General features: G+C 63.7%; 18 protein-coding genes. 15 read left to right on the top strand and 3 right to left on the bottom strand.

Features of this window, described 5'->3' with window-relative positions:
* Positions 1–156: 156 nt before the first annotated feature.
* Complete coding sequence (locus OKW29_RS30190) at positions 157–3,393, bottom strand: Rne/Rng family ribonuclease (protein WP_429293637.1); 3,237 nt, start codon at positions 3,391–3,393, stop codon at positions 157–159.
* A 725-nt stretch (positions 3,394–4,118) separates the two neighbouring features.
* Here OKW29_RS30190 and OKW29_RS30185 point away from each other — a divergent pair.
* The 4 genes from OKW29_RS30185 to OKW29_RS30170 are packed head-to-tail and all read left to right on the top strand — an operon-like array spanning position 4,119 to position 7,263.
* On the top strand, positions 4,119–5,168 hold the full coding sequence (locus OKW29_RS30185) for an RluA family pseudouridine synthase (RefSeq protein ID WP_184027972.1): 1,050 nt from the start codon (positions 4,119–4,121) through the stop codon (positions 5,166–5,168).
* On the top strand, positions 5,161–5,820 hold the full coding sequence (locus OKW29_RS30180) for an HAD-IA family hydrolase (RefSeq protein WP_184027976.1): 660 nt from the start codon (positions 5,161–5,163) through the stop codon (positions 5,818–5,820). The genes OKW29_RS30185 and OKW29_RS30180 overlap by 8 nt, the downstream gene beginning before the upstream one ends.
* Complete coding sequence (locus OKW29_RS30175; protein WP_429293636.1) at positions 5,817–6,233, top strand: Rieske (2Fe-2S) protein; 417 nt, start codon at positions 5,817–5,819, stop codon at positions 6,231–6,233. The genes OKW29_RS30180 and OKW29_RS30175 overlap by 4 nt, the downstream gene beginning before the upstream one ends.
* 28 nt (positions 6,234–6,261) lie before the next feature.
* Positions 6,262–7,263 carry a S49 family peptidase gene (locus tag OKW29_RS30170; RefSeq protein ID WP_429293635.1) on the top strand — a complete coding sequence of 334 codons (1,002 nt, stop codon included), beginning with the start codon at positions 6,262–6,264 and terminating at the stop codon, positions 7,261–7,263.
* 110 nt (positions 7,264–7,373) lie between these two features.
* On the opposite strand, the gene OKW29_RS30165 is transcribed toward OKW29_RS30170, so the two are convergent.
* Entirely contained in the window at positions 7,374–8,093 is a 720-nt protein-coding gene (locus OKW29_RS30165) for an SAM-dependent methyltransferase (RefSeq protein WP_184027982.1), read from the bottom strand.
* Positions 8,090–8,707 (bottom strand): Maf-like protein, encoded by a 618-nt coding sequence (locus tag OKW29_RS30160; RefSeq protein ID WP_429293634.1) that lies wholly within the window; start codon positions 8,705–8,707, stop codon positions 8,090–8,092. Before OKW29_RS30160 ends, OKW29_RS30165 begins: the two co-directional genes overlap by 4 nt.
* Before the next feature lie 308 nt (positions 8,708–9,015).
* On the opposite strand from OKW29_RS30160, the gene OKW29_RS30155 reads away from it, so the two are divergent.
* The 11 genes from OKW29_RS30155 to OKW29_RS30105 all read left to right on the top strand — a co-directional run bounded on the left by OKW29_RS30155 (position 9,016) and on the right by OKW29_RS30105 (position 17,920).
* On the top strand, positions 9,016–9,672 hold the full coding sequence (locus OKW29_RS30155) for a DUF177 domain-containing protein (protein ID WP_187627976.1): 657 nt from the start codon (positions 9,016–9,018) through the stop codon (positions 9,670–9,672).
* A gap of 102 nt (positions 9,673–9,774) precedes the next feature.
* Positions 9,775–9,954 (top strand): 50S ribosomal protein L32, encoded by a 180-nt coding sequence (gene rpmF / locus OKW29_RS30150; RefSeq protein ID WP_006401275.1) that lies wholly within the window; start codon positions 9,775–9,777, stop codon positions 9,952–9,954.
* 123 nt (positions 9,955–10,077) lie between these two features.
* Positions 10,078–11,184: a phosphate acyltransferase PlsX gene (plsX, locus tag OKW29_RS30145; RefSeq protein WP_090801179.1), complete on the top strand. Its 1,107-nt coding sequence runs from the start codon at positions 10,078–10,080 to the stop codon at positions 11,182–11,184.
* On the top strand, positions 11,184–12,173 hold the full coding sequence (locus tag OKW29_RS30140; protein ID WP_429293633.1) for a beta-ketoacyl-ACP synthase III: 990 nt from the start codon (positions 11,184–11,186) through the stop codon (positions 12,171–12,173). The genes plsX and OKW29_RS30140 overlap by 1 nt, the downstream gene beginning before the upstream one ends.
* A gap of 118 nt (positions 12,174–12,291) precedes the next feature.
* Positions 12,292–13,227, top strand: coding sequence for an ACP S-malonyltransferase (gene fabD, locus OKW29_RS30135; protein ID WP_429293632.1), 936 nt, complete (start codon positions 12,292–12,294; stop codon positions 13,225–13,227).
* Between the two features lie 114 nt (positions 13,228–13,341).
* Complete coding sequence (gene fabG, locus OKW29_RS30130; protein ID WP_090801174.1) at positions 13,342–14,091, top strand: 3-oxoacyl-ACP reductase FabG; 750 nt, start codon at positions 13,342–13,344, stop codon at positions 14,089–14,091.
* 152 nt (positions 14,092–14,243) lie between these two features.
* Positions 14,244–14,483: an acyl carrier protein gene (acpP, locus tag OKW29_RS30125; RefSeq protein ID WP_004197638.1), complete on the top strand. Its 240-nt coding sequence runs from the start codon at positions 14,244–14,246 to the stop codon at positions 14,481–14,483.
* 256 nt (positions 14,484–14,739) lie between these two features.
* The gene (gene fabF / locus OKW29_RS30120) at positions 14,740–15,996 is read left to right on the top strand and encodes a beta-ketoacyl-ACP synthase II (protein WP_184028047.1); all 1,257 of its coding nucleotides are present in this window, start codon (positions 14,740–14,742) and stop codon (positions 15,994–15,996) included.
* Between the two features lie 122 nt (positions 15,997–16,118).
* A complete protein-coding gene (locus tag OKW29_RS30115) occupies positions 16,119–16,511 on the top strand; it encodes a hypothetical protein (RefSeq protein ID WP_409259013.1) in 393 nt (130 codons plus the stop codon).
* Positions 16,512–16,612: 101 nt separating this feature from the next.
* Complete coding sequence (rpoE, locus tag OKW29_RS30110; protein ID WP_006051939.1) at positions 16,613–17,212, top strand: RNA polymerase sigma factor RpoE; 600 nt, start codon at positions 16,613–16,615, stop codon at positions 17,210–17,212.
* Positions 17,213–17,305: 93 nt separating this feature from the next.
* Entirely contained in the window at positions 17,306–17,920 is a 615-nt protein-coding gene (locus OKW29_RS30105; protein WP_429293631.1) for a sigma-E factor negative regulatory protein, read from the top strand.
* The last annotated feature ends 2 nt before the right edge of the window (positions 17,921–17,922 follow it).

Here is a 17,922-nt window from a genome sequence, read left to right as displayed (position 1 = left end):
GATTTGATTCTATCGGAAATGCCGGTGGCGGCAGATGCGCGACGGACGTTGTCGGGGTATACGGGGAGCGGCGCGGTGCGGCTCGCGGCGACAAATGACCGCCTAAAGAAAAAGCCCGCCGGAAAGGGCGGGCTTTTTCACGAACAACGACGCGGCTTACTGCGGATGCTTGATCGTTTCGACCTGTTGCATCGGCGTGTGGTCGTCTGGCGGCAGCGCCTTGCGCTCACGGATCACGCGCGGCGGCTTGACCGTCTGCGCCGCCGCTTCCTGCGCGGCACGCAGTTTGTCGGCGTCGGTGTTCACCCAGATCAGGCCAGCCTGCTCGAGGATCGGCTGCAAGGCGTCGGCCGATGCGGCGGCGGGGGCTGCGCTGCGGACGGGGGCCGGCTGCGGGGCCGCGGCGACGGGCGCCGGTTCGACCACGGCCGGTTCCGTTGCGACGACCGGTTGCGGCTCGACGATTTCGGCCTGCGGTGCCGGCACGGTTGCCGGTGCCTCGACGATCGTGGCCGGAGCCGCGGTGTCGAGCGCAGCCGGGACGGCTCGCGGTTCGGTCGGGACGGTCGGCTGCATTTCCAGGGCCGGCTCGACTGCCGGGGATTCGGCATGCGCGGCGGGTTCGACCGAAGCGGCCGGCGTACCCGGTTCGCTCGCGGCAGACGCGGCTTGCTCTGCCTGCGCTGGCGCTTCGAGAGCCGGCTCCGCCGCCACGGGTTCGATCGACGCCGCCGGGGCCTCTTCCACCGGCACGACCTTTTCGGTCTTCGCGGCATTTTCCGCGGCGAGAGCCGGCGTTTCGGCTGCCGCATGCAGTTCGGCCACGACGGCGCTTTCCGTTGCGACAGCGGCGACCACCACTTCGACCGGGGTCACTTCCTTCGCTTCGCTGGCTGCAGGCGTGTGCTCGACCGGCTGCTGGGTGCGCACCGGCGCTTCGTCGCTGGCGGCAACGTTGTCGCCTTCGGCTTCCGCGACATCCGCCGCGAGATTGCCATTCACGTCCTCTTCACGCTCGCGACGACCACCACGACGGCCGCGGCGGCGGCGACGACGCTCTTCGCCGTCACGTGCGACTGTTTCCTGATCGACCGGCACGCCGTTTTCACCCGCTGCGGCGCGGTTGCGCGCCAGTTCGTCGGCAGCTTGCGTGTCGGTTTGCGTCAGCGCCGAGGCGGCTTCCGCCTGCGGCTTGCGACGCTCGCCACGCTCGACGCGTTCAGCGCGCTCGCCACGCTCGCGACGCTCACCGCGTGCCGTGCCTTCGACGGCTTCCGCGCGCTCGGCGCCGCGGGTGTCGCGTTCGCGAGCCTCGCGCGGTTCACGCGCTTCACGCGGCTCACGAGCCTCACGCAGTTCACGGCCTTCACGGGCGTCACGCGGTTCGCGTTGCTCACGCGGCGCGCGCGGTTCGCGGCCCTCGCGTGCCTCGCGGCCTTCGCGTTCCTCGCGACGCGGCGACGGCTGCTGACCTTGCGCCTGACGGCCGCCGGTCACGCCTTCGCCACGCGCTGCCGCGTCGCGACCGCCTGCGCCGCCACGGCGATTGCGGTTGCGATCGCCGCCGCGCTCGCCCGTGCGCTCACCGCGCTCGGTGCGTTCACCGCGTTGCGGACGGGCCTGCTTGTCGGTGGTGGCCGGCGCCGCGGGTGCCGGAGCAGCCGGCTGCATGCCGAACAGATTCTTCAGCCAGCCGATGAAGCCGCCACTGGCCGGCGTCACCGCGACCGGAGCGGGGATAGCCGCCGGGCGGGCCGGCGCGCTCGGAGCCGGCTTCTCGGGCGTGATGCCCTTGACCGCCGCTTCCTGCTTCGGCTTCACTTCCTCAGCGCGCTTGCTGTAGCCGGTTTCCGATTCGAGTTCGCGGGCCGCTTCTTCGGCCATCTTCCACGATGCGCGCGGCTCGTCGAGGCGCGCGTCGTCGTGACGCAGACGCTCGAGCTTGTAGTGCGGCGTGTCGAGGTGCTTGTTCGGGATCAGCACGACGTTGACCTTGAAACGCGACTCGATCTTGTTGATTTCGGCGCGCTTCTCGTTCAACAGGAAGGCGGTCACTTCGACCGGCACCTGGCAGTGGATCGCCGCGGTGTTTTCCTTCATCGCTTCTTCCTGAATGATCCGCAGCACTTGCAGCGCGGACGATTCGGTATCGCGGATGTGGCCCGTGCCGTTACAGCGCGGACACGTGACGTGGCTGCCTTCCGACAGCGCCGGACGCAGACGCTGACGCGACAGCTCCATGAGGCCGAAGCGCGAGATCTTGCCCATCTGGACGCGGGCGCGGTCGTGCTTCAGCGCGTCTTTCAGGCGCTGTTCGACTTCGCGCTGGCTCTTGGCCGATTCCATGTCGATGAAGTCGATCACGATCAGGCCGCCCAGGTCGCGCAGACGCAGTTGGCGAGCGACTTCGTCGGCGGCTTCGAGGTTCGTGCGCGCGGCCGTTTCCTCGATGTCCGCGCCTTTGGTGGCGCGCGCCGAGTTCACGTCGATCGCGACGAGCGCTTCGGTGTGGTCGATGACGATTGCGCCGCCCGACGGCAGCGGCACGGTGCGCGAGTACGCGGTTTCGATCTGGTGCTCGATCTGGAAGCGCGAGAAGAGCGGCACGTCGTCGTGGTAGCGCTTTACCTTGCCGACGTTGTCCGGCATCACGATGTCCATGAAGGCGCGGGCCTGGTCATGGATTTCGGTCGTGTCGATCAGGATTTCGCCGATATCGGGCTGGAAGTAGTCGCGAATCGCGCGGATCACGAGGCTCGATTCGAGATAGATCAGCATCGGCTGGCCGGCCGTGCCACTTTGCGACGCGGCTTCGATTGCGCGCCACAGCTGCATCAGGTAGTTCAGGTCCCACTGCAGCTCTTCGGCGCTGCGGCCGATGCCGGCCGTGCGCGCGATGATGCTCATGCCTTCCGGCAGTTGCAGCTGCGCCATGGTTTCGCGCAGTTCCTGACGGTCGTCGCCTTCGATCCGGCGCGACACGCCGCCGCCGCGCGGGTTGTTCGGCATCAGCACCAGATAGCGGCCGGCGAGCGAGATGAACGTGGTCAGGGCTGCGCCCTTGTTGCCGCGTTCTTCCTTTTCGACCTGGACGATCAGTTCCTGACCTTCCTTCAATGCGTCCTGGATGCGTGCGGAACGCATGTCGACGCCATCGCGGAAGTACTGGCGGGCGACTTCCTTGAACGGCAGGAAGCCGTGACGGTCTTCGCCGTAGTTGACGAAGCAGGCCTCGAGCGACGGCTCGATGCGCGTGATGATGCCCTTGTAAATATTGCCTTTGCGCTGTTCGCGACCGGCGGTTTCGATATCGATGTCGATGAGTTTTTGCCCATCGACGATGGCGACGCGCAGCTCTTCCTGCTGCGTCGCGTTGAACAACATTCGTTTCATTGAACGGCTCCAGAGCGGCCTCGCCAGTCCAGCTGCGCGGTTGTCAGTCGCGAGAGCGGGGAGAGTAGGCGTGCCGCGTCTTATTGTGTTTTCACAAACACGCTGGAGCGGGAAAGATGGCGGGAGAATTGCCTGAGAGGGCCCAGCCCGATAAAAAAAGGGCACGGTGCCGCAGGGCACATGCGAACACGGCTTCAAATCATGGCCTGACACGCCGCGTTTAGCCAGCAGACCTTCATAAGTCTTCGCCCTCTGAAGCCGGCGCGCCAAATGGGCGCGCGAGCGAAGGGCCGAAGTCCGCGGTCATGCCGCAACGGGAAGTTCGCGCAGGCGGCGCGTCTTTTCCTGCTGGGGGTGTCTCGCCTTCTTTTGACGTCGCCATGTCTTGTACTTTCTACAAGACGCCTTGGGCGCACGCCGTATTTTCGCGACTTGCAGCTTCGTCCAGCTGGGCGTCATACCACCCGGATCACGAAGCTGAAAGCTAAATTCTTTTTTACCAAAATTCCGTTACCGTCGAAGCCGACCTTGACCGAACGCGCCTGCGGGCGCCGTCCCTGCCGGGAGCTGACTTCGTGCGTGCAACTTGTTGCATCTCATTTTCAGGGCGAGCAACCAGACCCCGGCGCAAGTAAAATAACGGTTTATCGCTTGCGCTCGCGCAATCCGCCGCATTCCGGACACTGCGCCGGCCGTCGCGGACTGCTGGGCAAATTATATTCAGAATGAAAGAGTTAGGCAAAACATCCCAGAGATCGGTTGCAGGCGCGGTCGAAGACTCGGTTTCAAGCGACCAGGTTTCGCTAATCGAAATCGACGACCGCTCGGCTGGTCAGCGCATCGACAATTTCCTGCTGCGCGTCTGCAAGGGCGTGCCGAAAAGCCATATTTATCGCATCCTGCGCAGCGGTGAAGTGCGCGTGAACAAGGGCCGGATCGACGCGCAGTACCGGCTCGAACTGGGCGATCTGGTGCGTGTGCCGCCGATCCGCGTCGCGCAGCCGAATCAGGCCGCAGCCCGCGTCCCCGTGCCCGCGCCGGGCTTTCACATCCTGTTCGAAGACGAGCATCTGCTCGTGATCGACAAGCCGGCCGGCGTTGCGGTCCACGGGGGCAGCGGTGTCGCGTTCGGTGTGATCGAGCAGATGCGCGAGGCGCGGCCGCAGGCGAAATTCCTGGAACTCGTGCATCGACTGGATCGAGAGACCTCGGGCATCCTGATGCTCGCGAAGAAGCGTGCGGCGCTCGTCAATCTGCACGAGCAGATTCGCGATAACCGGATGGACAAGCGCTACTACGCGTGCGTGCACGGCGAATGGGCGAGCGACTGGGGTCGCCGCCGCGCGGTAAAGGAGCCACTTCACAAGTACCTGACCGCCGACGGCGAGCGCCGCGTGCGCGTGCAGGCCGATGGCCTCGCTTCGCACACGATCTTCAATCTGGTCGAGCGCTGGCCGGAATATGCGCTGCTGGAGGCGGAACTGAAGACGGGGCGTACGCACCAGATTCGCGTGCATCTGCAGCATCTGGCACTACCGATCGTCGGTGACGCCAAATATGGCGATTTCGCGCTGAACAAGGCGCTTGCGCGCGCCAACGCGAAGCCCGGCATCAAGCGGATGTTTCTGCACGCTTACCGGCTCAAGCTCACGCATCCTGCGACGGGCGCGCCGCTGCAGCTGGAGGCACCGCTGCCTGCCGACTGCCGCGGCTTTATAGAACAACTCAACGAACTACGCACTGGGTTCAACCCGGAGACGACCTTGCATGGCTAGAGAGCAATTCGATCTGATCGTGTTTGACTGGGATGGTACGCTGATGGATTCCACCGCGCATATCACGCGCAGCATCCAGGCGGCGTGCCGCGATCTTCGCCTGCCGGTTCCCGCGGACGAAGCCGCGAGCTACGTCATCGGCCTCGGCCTGCGCGACGCGCTGCAGATTGCCGCGCCGACGCTCGATCCGGCCGACTACCCGCGGCTTTCTGAGCGTTACCGCTTTCATTTTCTTGTAAAAGACCAGACTACCGAGCTGTTCCCCGGCGTGCGCGAGATGCTCCAGGAGTTGCGCGACGTCGGCTATCTGCTCGCGGTCGCGACCGGCAAGAGCCGCGTCGGGCTCAATCGCGCGCTGGACCAGGCGCGCCTGACGAGCCTGTTCGACGGCACGCGCTGCGCTGACGAAACCTTCTCGAAACCGCATCCGGCCATGCTGCACGAGCTCACCCGCGAATTGGGGCAGGATACGGCGCGCACGGTCATGATCGGCGATACGACACACGATCTGCAGATGGCGCTCAACGCCGGCGTGGCGGGCATTGGCGTGACTTATGGCGCGCATCCGGCGAATTCGCTGAATGCGATGTCACCGAAGTTCGTGGCGTCGAGCATCAGCGATCTGTCCGGTTGGCTGCGGGAGAACGCATGAGCGCCGACGGCGAGGATACTCCTACTGCCGCGGCTGCGCAGGCAGTGCGCATTTGCGCGGCCGACGAGCTGGTCGACGGTGGCGACGGCATCCGGCGCGACGCGCGGCTCGGCGGGCAGGATGCCGTGGTGTTTTTCGTCCGCTATGATGGCTGCGCCTACGGCTATTTGAACCGTTGCGCTCATGTGCCGATGGAGCTCGACTGGCAGGAAGGGCAGTTCTTCGAATCGTCCGGCTTATACTTGATGTGCGCGACACATGGCGCGATTTACGCGCCGGATACTGGCAAATGCGTCGGTGGTCCGTGTCGCGGGGGCAGATTGCGTCCCGTGCAGGTCGAGGAACGCGATACGCTCGAGGGCCGTGCGGTATTCTGGCTGCCTGACGGCGATTTGCTGCCGGTCACGCGCTGATTTCCTCTTCCATTTTTCAACTGCCCGCATGTCCGACAATTTGACCCCCGAAAAGAACCCTGCCTCGGGAGGCGGCTCCCGTGCATCCGCCGACCAGCCCGGCTGGGAAAGGGCCGCGCTCGAGCGCATCGCGCTCGCCGCGATCAACGAGCAACGCGCCGCGCGACGTTGGCGGATTTTCTTCCGCTTCGTGTTCCTCGCAGTGCTCGCACTGGCGGTATGGGGTGCGCTGAACCTCTCGGGCGAGCGGGTCGCCACGACTGGCCGTCATACGGCAATGGTTTCGCTTGATGGCGAGATCGCAACGGATGCGAGTGCGAACGCCGAAGATATCAACACTGCACTCGATTCCGCGTTTGAAGATTCCGATACAGCCGGCGTGATTCTTTATTGCAACAGCCCGGGCGGCAGTCCAGTGCAAGCGGGCATTATCAACAGCGAAGTTCGGCGATTGCGCGGCAAATATCCGTCTATTCCGCTGTACGTCGTGGTCGGCGACATGTGCGCGTCCGGCGGCTACTACGCGGCCGCGGCGGCGGAGAAGATCTATGTCGACAAGGCGAGTATCGTCGGTTCGATCGGCGTGCTGATGGACGGCTTTGGTTTCACCGGCCTGATGGACAAGTTGGGGATTCAGCGCCGACTGCATACATCGGGTGAGAACAAAGGCTTTTTTGATCCGTTTTCGCCCGAAACGCCGAAGATGGACGAACATGCGCAGATTATGCTCGATCAGATCCACGCGCAGTTCATCGACGCGGTGCGTCAAGGGCGCGGCAAGCGTCTGCATGAGACATCGGACATGTTCTCGGGTCTATTCTGGACGGGGCAGAAGAGCGTCGAACTTGGACTCGCGGACGGTTTTGGCGATGCAGATTACGTCGCGCGTGAGATCTTCAAGGCGCCGGATATCATCGATTACACGGTGAAAGAGAGCATTACGGATCGCGTTGCCCGCAAATTCGGCGCGGCCGTCGGCGCCGGCGCGGTTCGGGCGATGGCGCTCGGCGCGAAAATGAATTTGCGTTGAATCACCGTTTTAAAAAGACGCCCGCGCGGTCAGTTTTGGCCGATCGCGCGGACTTTGCGTTGTGAGTTTCGGGCCCAGGTCGCCCTCAGCTGCCTGGCCGGCGCCTACGTTCAGGCCGCCAGAATCAGAAAAATCGCCGGCCGCTTATGCAGGTCGATCTCCGCCTTCTTTTTCCAGTCGGCGACGCTCCGGCTTGCGATCACTTCGCTCGGCAGCGTCAGATCGACCGCCACGCAGACCAGCGTCGACGGCGCGCAGGTCGCGAGCAAGGTATCGAGCAGCGCGCGATTCCGGTACGGCGTTTCGATGAAGATCTGCGTTTGCTTGCTCTTGCGCGACTGCTGCTCGAGATCGCGCAGACGTTTGGCGCGCTCGGTGACGTCGACGGGCAGGTAGCCGTGAAACGCGAAGCTTTGGCCGTTCAGCCCCGATGCCATCAGCGCGAGCAGAATCGAACTCGGCCCGACCAGCGGCACAACCTTTACGCCGCGCTCGTGCGCGCGTCGCACCAGCAGCGCGCCCGGGTCCGCGACTGCAGGGCAGCCAGCCTCGGAGACGAGGCCCGCGTCGGTGCCCGACAGCAGCGGCGCGAGCAGCTTGTCGATTTCGCCGGCCGGCGTATTGACGTTCAGTTCGCGAATCTCGATTTCTTGAATCGGCCGATCGGGGCCGACTTTCTTCAGGAACGCGCGCGTGGTTTTGGCGTTTTCGCCAATGTAATAGTGCAGCAACGCGGCGCGGGCGCGTACGGGCGCGGGCAGTACCAGATCGAGCGCGCTTGCGTCGCCTTCGCCGAGCGTGTTGGGAATGAGATATAGCGTACCGGTCATCGGGCCCCCAAAAGCGGGTAGTTGGCCGCGAGCAGCATGTGCGACAGCGCGATAAGCGGCAGGCCGACGAGCGCGGTCGGGTCGTCGGAATGGATGGTCTCCAGCAGCGCGATGCCAAGCCCTTCGGATTTGGCGCTGCCGGCCACGTCGTACGGTGTTTCAGCGTGCAGGTAGGCGTCGAGCGCCGCGTCCGGCAGATCGCGAAAGCGCACGCGGGTGATCACGTCGATCGTTTGCGCGCTGTCCGTCGCGCTGTCGAACAGACACAGCGCGCTGTGGAACAACACGTCGCGGCCGCGCATCGCCTGCAATTGCGCGAGCGCCCTGTCGTGCGTGCCGGGTTTGCCGATCTGCAGGCCGTCGTAGGTGGCGACCTGGTCGGAGCCGATCACGAGCGCGTGTTCGTCGGCGGCGAGGCCTTGGGCGACCGCACGCGCTTTGGCTTCGGCGAGGCGCAGCGCAGTGGCTTCGGGCGTTTCGGCGGCGAGCGGGGTTTCGTCGATCGCAGGCACGACGACGTCGAACGGCACGCGCAGGCGTTCGAGCAACTCGCGGCGATACCGCGAACTCGACGCCAGAATCAGGCGTGGCGGGCGTTTGGAGGATTCAGGCATAGTTTGCGGGCAACGGGAGCGGCGGGTCGTACGGGGTCGCGCGAGGCTCCCGTACGTACGGGCTTAAGTGTTTGACTCGAAAAGACAAAACGGATATGATTGCGGGCTTTTCACGGTATGCTTACGCTTGAAGGGTCTCGGTGCGTTCAGCGGCTTTCGGCAGCCGGAAGGTTGAAGAAAGCCCGGCAGGGTGAACGCAACGGCCGCGGGCCCCACTGGCTGCCCCGCACACCGGATTATCTCCGCGGCGGATCTGATCATCCTTCGCGAATCACCCCGGCAACATGCTTGCCGACGCAGGAGCGCACATGACTCAACATCCTGGCAAACCTGCAGGTCTGTCCGACCCGCATGAACTCGATCTGTTCGAATTTGCGCGGAGCGGGCGTCAGGCCGCGGGTGTCGTGCGCGTCTCGCAACTGCCGCGCATGTTAAACGAAGTCCCGGCGGAAGCGCCAGATCGCGACACCGCGTTCACATGGCAGGCCGAAGGGACGACGCAGCCGGAATTGCAGGACGATGGCACCGAAGGTTCCCAGCCTTATCTGCGGCTGGCGATTCACGGTGCCGCGTGGCTCGAATGCCAGCGGTGCTTGACGCCGTATTCGCAGGCGTTCAACGTCGATGCAACTTACCGGATCGTCAATACGGAGGCGGAAGCCGAAGAGTTTCCGCTGGACGAGGATGAAGTCGAGGTGGTCGTCGGCTCGCGCCAGTTCGATCTCATCGACTTGATCGAAGAAGAGTTGCTGCTTTCCTTGCCGCTCGTGCCCAAACACGAGGTCTGTCCCGAAGTGCACGAGAGCCTTGTCTCGGGCACGGACGGTAGCGAAGGCGAGGGCGACGAAGCCGCGCAGGAAGAAGCTGGCGATGCCAGCAAGCCGGACCAGTCCAGCGAGCGGCGCAATCCGTTCGCGGCGCTCGAAAGTCTGAAACGCGACGAACCGGGCGGCAAGAAGCGCTAAACAGTTGCAGGGGGCGCGATGCGGGCGCATTGGCCATTCGGCCAGTGGTTAAGTCCGTGTCGGGCTGTGTTAGAATTCGGAAAATTTTTTGGAGTTTTAGTCATGGCAGTTCAACAAAACAAGAAGTCGCCGTCGAAGCGCGGCATGCACCGTTCGCACGATTTCCTGACGGCAGCGCCGCTGGCCGTCGAGCCGAGCACGGGCGAAGTGCATCTACGTCACCACATTAGCCCGAACGGCTACTATCGCGGCAAGAAAGTCGTCAAGACGAAGAACGACTAATCGTTGACTGCGATGCGCCCTGTGGCGTTTCGCGTAGCGATCGGCTCGCTTGACATTTTCCCGGTTCGGCAAAAAGGCGGCATTCAACTGCCGCTTTTTTGTGTCTGAAATTCGTCGCACTCCATGACAGTAAAGCTCACGATAGATTGCATGGGAGGCGACCACGGCCCGTCCGTGACCGTTCCCGCTGCCGTCAACTTCGTTCGTTCGCATCCCGACGCGCAGTTGCTGCTCGTCGGCATTGAAAGTGCGATTCGTGCGCAGCTGAAGAAGCTCAAGGCTCAGGATCTGCCGGCGCTGACCGTCGTACCTGCTACCGAGGTCGTCGCGATGGACGACCCGGTCGAGGTCGCGCTGCGCAAGAAAAAAGATTCGTCGATGCGCGTGGCGCTGAACCGCGTCAAGGAAGGCGAGGCGCAAGCCTGCATTTCCGCCGGCAATACCGGCGCGTTGATGGCGGTCTCGCGCTATGTGCTGAAAACGCTGTCGGGCATCGAACGCCCGGCCATCGCGTTTGCCCTGCCTAATCCCACCGGCTATACGATGATGCTCGACCTGGGCGCCAACGTCGACTGCGAGCCGCAGCATCTGCTGCAGTTCGCCGAGATGGGGCACGCGCTCGTGTCCGCGCTCGAAGGAAAAGAGCGGCCCACCATCGGCCTGCTCAACATCGGCGAAGAAGTCATCAAGGGCAACGACATCATCAAGCGCGCCGGCGAACTGCTGCGTGCGAGTACACTCAACTTTCATGGCAATGTCGAAGGCGACGACATCTACAAGGGCACCGTCGACGTGATCGTCTGCGATGGCTTTGTCGGCAATGTCGCGCTGAAGACGTCGGAAGGTCTCGCGCAGATGCTGTCCAACATCATCAAGGAAGAGTTCGGCCGTTCGTGGCTGACCAAGGTGATGGCGGTGCTCGCGCTGCCGGTATTGATGCGCTTCAAGAAACGCGTCGATCATCGGCAATACAACGGCGCCGCGCTGCTCGGCTTGCGCGGTCTCGTGATCAAAAGCCACGGTTCAGCCGATGCCTACGCGTTTGAGTGGGCTATCAAACGCGGGTATGATGCCGTCAAAAACGGCGTGCTGGAGCGCCTTGCGCGAGCGATGGAAGAGAACGCGAGTTCTCTCGAACAGGCGGCGCGCGACGCAAGCGGTGCGGGTCACGCAAGCCCGATCGCAGGCCAGCCGGCCGAGCCCTACGCTGCGCAATCCTCGAAGGCATAATGGCTCAATCCACAATCTACTCCCGCGTGCTGGGCACCGGCAGCTGTCTGCCGCCCAACCGCGTCACCAATCAGGATCTGGCTGAGCGTCTCGCCAGGCAAGGCGTTGAAACGAGCGACGAATGGATCGTCGCGCGCACGGGCATCCATGCGCGTCACTTCGCCGAGCCGGACGTCACGACCAGCGACCTCGCGTTGATCGCCTCGCAGCGAGCGATCGAAGCGGCGGACATCGATCCGCAGTCCATCGACCTGATCGTCGTCGCCACCTCCACGCCGGACTTCGTGTTCCCGAGCACCGCCTGCCTGCTGCAGAACAAGCTCAGGATCAAGAATCACGGTGCCGCGTTCGACATACAGGCGGTCTGCTCCGGCTTCGCCTATGCGGTGGCGACGGTGGACGCCCTGATTCGCAGCGGCCAGCATCGCACGGCGCTCGTGGTCGGCGCGGAAACTTTCTCGCGCATTCTCGATTTCAACGACCGTTCCACCTGCGTGCTGTTCGGCGACGGCGCCGGCGCAGTGATCCTGCAAGCGTCCGACGCACCGGGCGTGCTTTCGAGCGCGCTGCACGCGGACGGCAGCCATTCGAACATTCTGTGCACGCCGGGCAACGTGAATGGCGGCGTGGTCGCCGGCAGCGCCTTCCTGCACATGGACGGTCAGGCGGTGTTCAAGCTTGCCGTCAACGTGCTCGAGAAGGTCGCGATCGAAGCATTGGAAAAAGCCGATCTGAAGCCCGAGCAGATCGACTGGCTGATTCCGCATCAGGCCAACATCCGCATCATGCAAAGCACCTGCCGCAAGCTCGGCCTGCCGCAGGAGCGCATGGTCGTCACGGTGGGCGAGCACGGCAATACGTCGGCGGCGTCCATTCCGCTTGCACTCGACGTCGCGGTGCGCGACGGCCGCATCAAGCGCGGCCATAACGTGCTGATCGAAGGCGTCGGCGGCGGCTTCACGTGGGGCGCGTCGGTCATCCGCTACTGAGCGGGACGACGCATTCCGGGGCGTCGCTGGCGGCGCCCGTGCGGCCGGAATAACACCGCGCGCCATCTGGCAGCCGCGGCCGGCCGCCACATCCGATTAAACAGATTTTGGGGACGATATGAAATTCGCGTTCGTTTTTCCTGGGCAGGGTTCGCAGGCGGTCGGCATGCTCAACGCATTCGCCGATTACGCGATCGTGCGTGAGACGGTTCAGGAAGCCTCCGACGCACTCAACCAGGACCTCGGCAAGCTGATCGCCGAAGGCCCCGCCGAAGATCTCAATCTCACCACCAATACCCAGCCGGTCATGCTGACCGCGGCCTACGCTATCTATCGCGCGTGGCAGCAGGCGGGCGCCCCGGCGCCGGCGCTCGTCGCCGGCCATAGCCTTGGCGAATACACGGCGCTCGTCGCGGCCGGCGCGCTTGCGTTCCGCGACGCGGTGCCGCTCGTGCGTTTCCGTGCGCAGGCGATGCAAACCGCGGTACCGGTGGGCGAAGGCGGCATGGCCGCGATTCTCGGCCTCGACGACGACACGGTGCGCGCGGTCTGCGCGGAAGCGTCGGCGGCGGGCGTCGTCGAAGCGGTCAATTTCAATGCGCCGGCGCAAGTCGTGATCGCGGGCCACAAAGCCGCGGTCGAGAAAGCCTGCGAAGTCGCGAAGGCGAAGGGCGCGAAGCGCGCGCTGCCGCTGCCGGTGTCGGCGCCGTTCCACTCGTCGCTGCTCAAGCCGGCGTCGGATCAATTGCGCGAATACCTCGCGAGCATCGACGTGCAGGTGCCGTCGATTCCCGTCATCAACAACGTCGACGTCGCCGTGGTCAACGAACCGGCCAAAATCAAGGACGCGCTCGTGCGCCAGGCGGCTGGTGCGGTGCGCTGGGTCGAATGCGTACAGGCAATGGCAGCGCAGGGCGTCACGCACGTGATCGAATGCGGCCCGGGCAAGGTCCTTGCGGGTTTGACCAGGCGCATCGACGGCAATCTCGTGGGCGCGTCGGTGTTCGATCCGGCGTCGCTCGAAGAAACGCTGAAGCTCGTGACGGCAGACTGAGCGCGCATTCGCGAACGGGTATCGACAGAGCAATGCCGCGCTGGCGCGGCATCCCTCGACAGACGAATCAACAAGAATCAATGAGCCCTATTTGAAGGGCATCCGGACTGACAGATGGAAAAGACTCTCGACAAGCAAATCGCAATCGTGACGGGCGCATCGCGCGGCATCGGCCGTGCGATCGCGATGGAACTCGCGCGTCAGGGCGCGACGGTGATCGGCACCGCGACGAGCGAAAGCGGCGCGACGGCGATCACCGAAGCGTTCAAGGCGGCGGGCGTGAACGGCCGCGGCGCGGTGCTCGACGTCAACGACGCGGCCGCGGCCGAAGCGCTGATCGACGGCACCGTCAAGGAATTCGGCGCGCTGAACGTGCTGGTGAACAACGCCGGCATCACGCAGGATCAACTGGCGATGCGCATGAAGGACGACGACTGGGACGCCGTGGTCGACACCAACCTGAAGTCGGTGTTCCGTCTGTCGCGTGCGGTGCTGCGCCCGATGATGAAAGCGAAGGGCGGTCGGATCATCAATATCACGTCGGTGGTCGGCTCGGCCGGCAACCCGGGGCAGATCAACTACGCGGCCGCGAAGGCCGGCGTCGCGGGCATGACGCGCGCACTCGCGCGCGAGATCGGCAGCCGCGGCATCACGGTCAATTGCGTGGCACCTGGTTTCATCGATACCGACATGACGAAGGCGCTGCCCGAAGAGCAGCAGACCGCGCTGAAAACGCAGATTCCGCTCGGCCGCCTCGGCAGCCCGGAAGACATCGCGCACGCGGTCGCGTTCCTCGCGTCGCCGCAAGCGGGCTACATCACCGGCACGACGCTGCACGTGAACGGCGGCATGTATATGCAGTAACCAATTTCGGTTACTATCCGCGCCTTGATGCGTTTGCGGAAAGCACGAGGCGCATGCGTTGACAGGAACCCGATGCGCCGCTTTTTTGCCGGGTCAAACCTGATAAAATGCGCGCACCTGTATTTTTGAACTTCTTTTCCCTTGGAGGGGTAATGGACAATATCGAACAGCGCGTCAAGAAGATCGTCGCGGAACAACTGGGCGTTGCGGAAGCGGAAATCAAGAACGAAGCGTCGTTCGTGAACGATCTCGGCGCCGACTCGCTCGACACCGTTGAACTCGTGATGGCCCTCGAAGACGAATTCGGCATGGAAATTCCAGATGAAGAAGCCGAGAAGATCACCACCGTTCAGCAAGCGATCGACTACGCTCGCGCAAACGTCAAGGCCTAAGGTCATTCGCGCCTGCGTTTCTGCACGGGCCGCGCATGACGCCCTGCCGTGCCGCTTGCCGGCGCCAGCAGGGTCGACGCTATCGGGCGTGTCCATTGGCACACCATACGTCGCGCCGCTTGCCACGCAGGAGCCAGCGATGTTGACAGCGCAACTTTCCGCGCGATTGCCGACTTAAACAGCCACAGGGCACACAGGGCGATTCCTGTGGCCGCTGTGGCTTTTGCTTTTTGTCATCTATGAAAAAGGGGTTACCGTGAGCCGCCGTCGTGTTGTTGTTACAGGCCTGGGGCTGATTTCGCCTGTTGGCAATAATGTTGCCGATGGCTGGGCCAATCTGGTCGCCGGCAAGTCTGGGATTGCCAATATCACGAAGTTCGATGCGTCGAACTTCTCGACTCGTTTCGCCGGCGAGGTGAAGGGCTTCAATATCGAGGACTACATCCCCGGTAAGGAAGCGCGCCACATGGATACCTTCATCCATTACGGCGTGGCTGCGGGCATCCAGGCGATGCAGGACAGCGGCCTCGAAGTCACCGACGAGAATTCGGAGCGCATTGGCGTGGTGGTCGGTTCGGGCATCGGCGGTCTGCCGATGATCGAAATCACCCAAACCGAATTGCTCAATCGCGGCCCGCGTCGCATTTCGCCATTCTTCGTGCCGGCTTCGATCATCAACATGATCTCCGGCCACCTGTCGATCAAGTTCGGCATCAAGGGTCCGAATCTGTCGATCGTTACCGCGTGTACGACCGGTCTGCACTGCATCGGCGAGGCTTCGCGCCTGATCGAATATGGCGACGCCGACGTGATGATCGCGGGCGGCGCGGAATCGACCGTGTCGCCGCTCGGTATCGGCGGCTTTGCGGCGGCGCGCGCGCTGTCGCAACGCAATGACGATCCGGCTACCGCGAGCCGTCCGTGGGACAAGGACCGCGACGGCTTCGTGCTGGGCGAAGGCGCCGGCGTAATGGTGCTCGAAGAATACGAGCACGCGAAGGCGCGTGGCGCGAAGATCTACGCGGAAATCGGCGGCTACGGCATGAGCGGCGATGCGTATCACATGACGGCGCCGCTCGAAGACGGTGACGGCGCACGCCGCTGCATGCTCGCAGCGCTGAAGAACGCGGGCATCAACGGCGATCAGGTGAGCTACCTGAACGCGCACGGCACGTCCACGCCACTCGGCGATCTGGCGGAAACGACCGGCATCAAGCGGGCGTTCGGCGACCACGCGAAGAACATGGTCGTCAACTCGACCAAGTCGATGACGGGTCACCTGCTGGGCGGCGCTGGCGGTCTGGAGTCGGTGTTCACGGTGCTCGCCGTGCATCACCAGGTGTCGCCTCCGACCATCAATATTTTCAACCAGGACCCGGCCTGTGATCTCGATTACTGCGCGAACACCGCGCGGGAAATGAAGATCGACGTCGCGCTGAAGAACTCGTTCGGGTTCGGCGGCACGAACGGCACGCTGGTGTTCAAGCGCGCCGGATCGCCTGATCTCGGGTGACGCGTCGGTTCACGACGCCGGCTTCGCCGGCGCTTTCCCCCGCACCGGCAACGTTGGGTAGGGCAGCGCAGCGGATCACGCTGCGTCGCTCTATCGCAATGCGTGCCGCGGTGGGAGCGTTCGTGCTGATTGCGACGTTAGCCGTTTATACCTGTCTCGCGCCGCGAGTGGGCGCTTGGCAGGCCGCTCCGTTGACGCTCGCCGTCGCAGCACTGCTCATGCTCTGCGCGGCGAGGCATGACGCGGCGCAGGCCATCGCGCTGCATGTCGCGATGGGCGAGATTTCCGCCTGGAACCACGCGGGTGAGTTGCTCGCGCGGGGCCGCATGGTCGGTTGCGCGCAGTGGAGCGGCCGTTTGCTGGTGCTTGAGCTCGATCCCGAGGGTGGTCGAAGGCGCGGCCTCATGCGCGCACCGACGGGTCGCAGGCGCTCCCTGCTGCTCGCCGCGGACGCGCTGCCGTCCACTGTTTTCCGCGAACTTTCCGTGCTGGGCCGGCGTGCGGCCGGCGCCTGACTGTAACGACTGTAACCGCTGTTACCGTAGTAACGTGCCCTCACGAGGGGGACGCTACAATGGTCCCCCGCCATGCGCCCTATAGTTAACGGATTTATCAGGTGAGCGAAAAAGAAATTGATCAGGTGCTGGTCGAGCGCGTCCAGAAGGGCGACAAGGCCGCGTTCGAGCTTCTGGTCTCCAAATACCACCGCAAGATTCTCCGGCTGATCTCGCGTCTCGTGCGGGACCCCGCGGAAGTCGAAGACGTCGCGCAAGACGCTTTTATCAAGGCGTATCGCGCGCTGCCGCAGTTTCGCGGCGAGTCGGCGTTTTATACGTGGTTGTACCGGATTGCGGTCAATACCGCGAAGAACTACCTTGCCACCCAGGGCCGGCGCGCGCCGACCTCGACCGAAGCGGATGCTGAAGAAGCTGAAACTTTCTCCGATGCCGACCAACTAAGGGATATCAACACACCTGAGTCGATGTTGATGAGCAAGCAGATCGCAGAGACGGTCAATGCTGCGATGGCGGTTTTACCGGAAGAATTGCGCACCGCCATTACTCTCCGAGAAATTGAGGGTTTGAGTTACGAGGAAATCGCCGAGATGATGGGTTGCCCGATTGGCACAGTCAGATCACGAATTTTCCGCGCTCGCGAAGCCATTGCGGCAAAATTGCGACCGTTGCTTGACACACCCGAAGGCAAGCGTTGGTAGACGTTTCCGAACGTCCAGTTGGCTTGGCGGGGCAGCGGTGCAATATCTGGATTAGTGGTGTCACTACGGGGTATTTGGAAGATGGAGAGCATCATGGGGTCGGTCTCGATGCAATCGCAAGCAGGCTCGCACGGCGAGCGTCTGTCCGCTTTCGTCGACGGTGAGTTGTTCGGCGAAGAGCATCTGAATCTGGACAAGTTTCTTGCGGAGCTGGGCGGCGATGATCGCGCTGCCTGGTCAAGCTACCACCTGATCGGCGACGCGCTACGTTCCGACGATCTGGCAGTCAGCCCCGCACGGAGCAGTGCCTTTCTGAGCGGGTTTGCCGCGCGTCTTGAAAGCGAGCCGCATGTGCTGGCGCCCGCCGCCGCGTCTGCATCGGTCGCGCGCCGCCTGCTCGGGCTGCGCAGGAGAGTCGTGCCGGCTCTTGCCGTCGCTGCCGCGGCCGCTACGTTGACCTGGATCGTCGTGCCGCAGCTGCAGGGCGTGCCGGGTGGACCGGGTACCCAGCTCGCTTCGCTCCAATCGCACGGCGACGCGGTGCAGCGTGTCGCCATGGCCTCGGTGCCCGCGCAAGACTCCAACATCATTCGCGACGCGAGCCTCGATCAATACCTCGAAGCTCATCAGCAATTCGCGCAACAACCGGCGATGGCAGGCTCGATGCCGGTGATTCGCGCTGCCTCAGTCTCCACGCAGGGCCAATAGTT

It is taken from the genome of Paraburkholderia sp. CI3 (assembly GCF_050436505.1).
In the GTDB taxonomy this organism is placed as follows: Bacteria; Pseudomonadota; Gammaproteobacteria; order Burkholderiales; family Burkholderiaceae; genus Paraburkholderia; species Paraburkholderia tuberum.
Note: the sequence above shows the minus strand (reverse complement) of the source record. Positions and strands in the feature narration are given on the sequence as shown.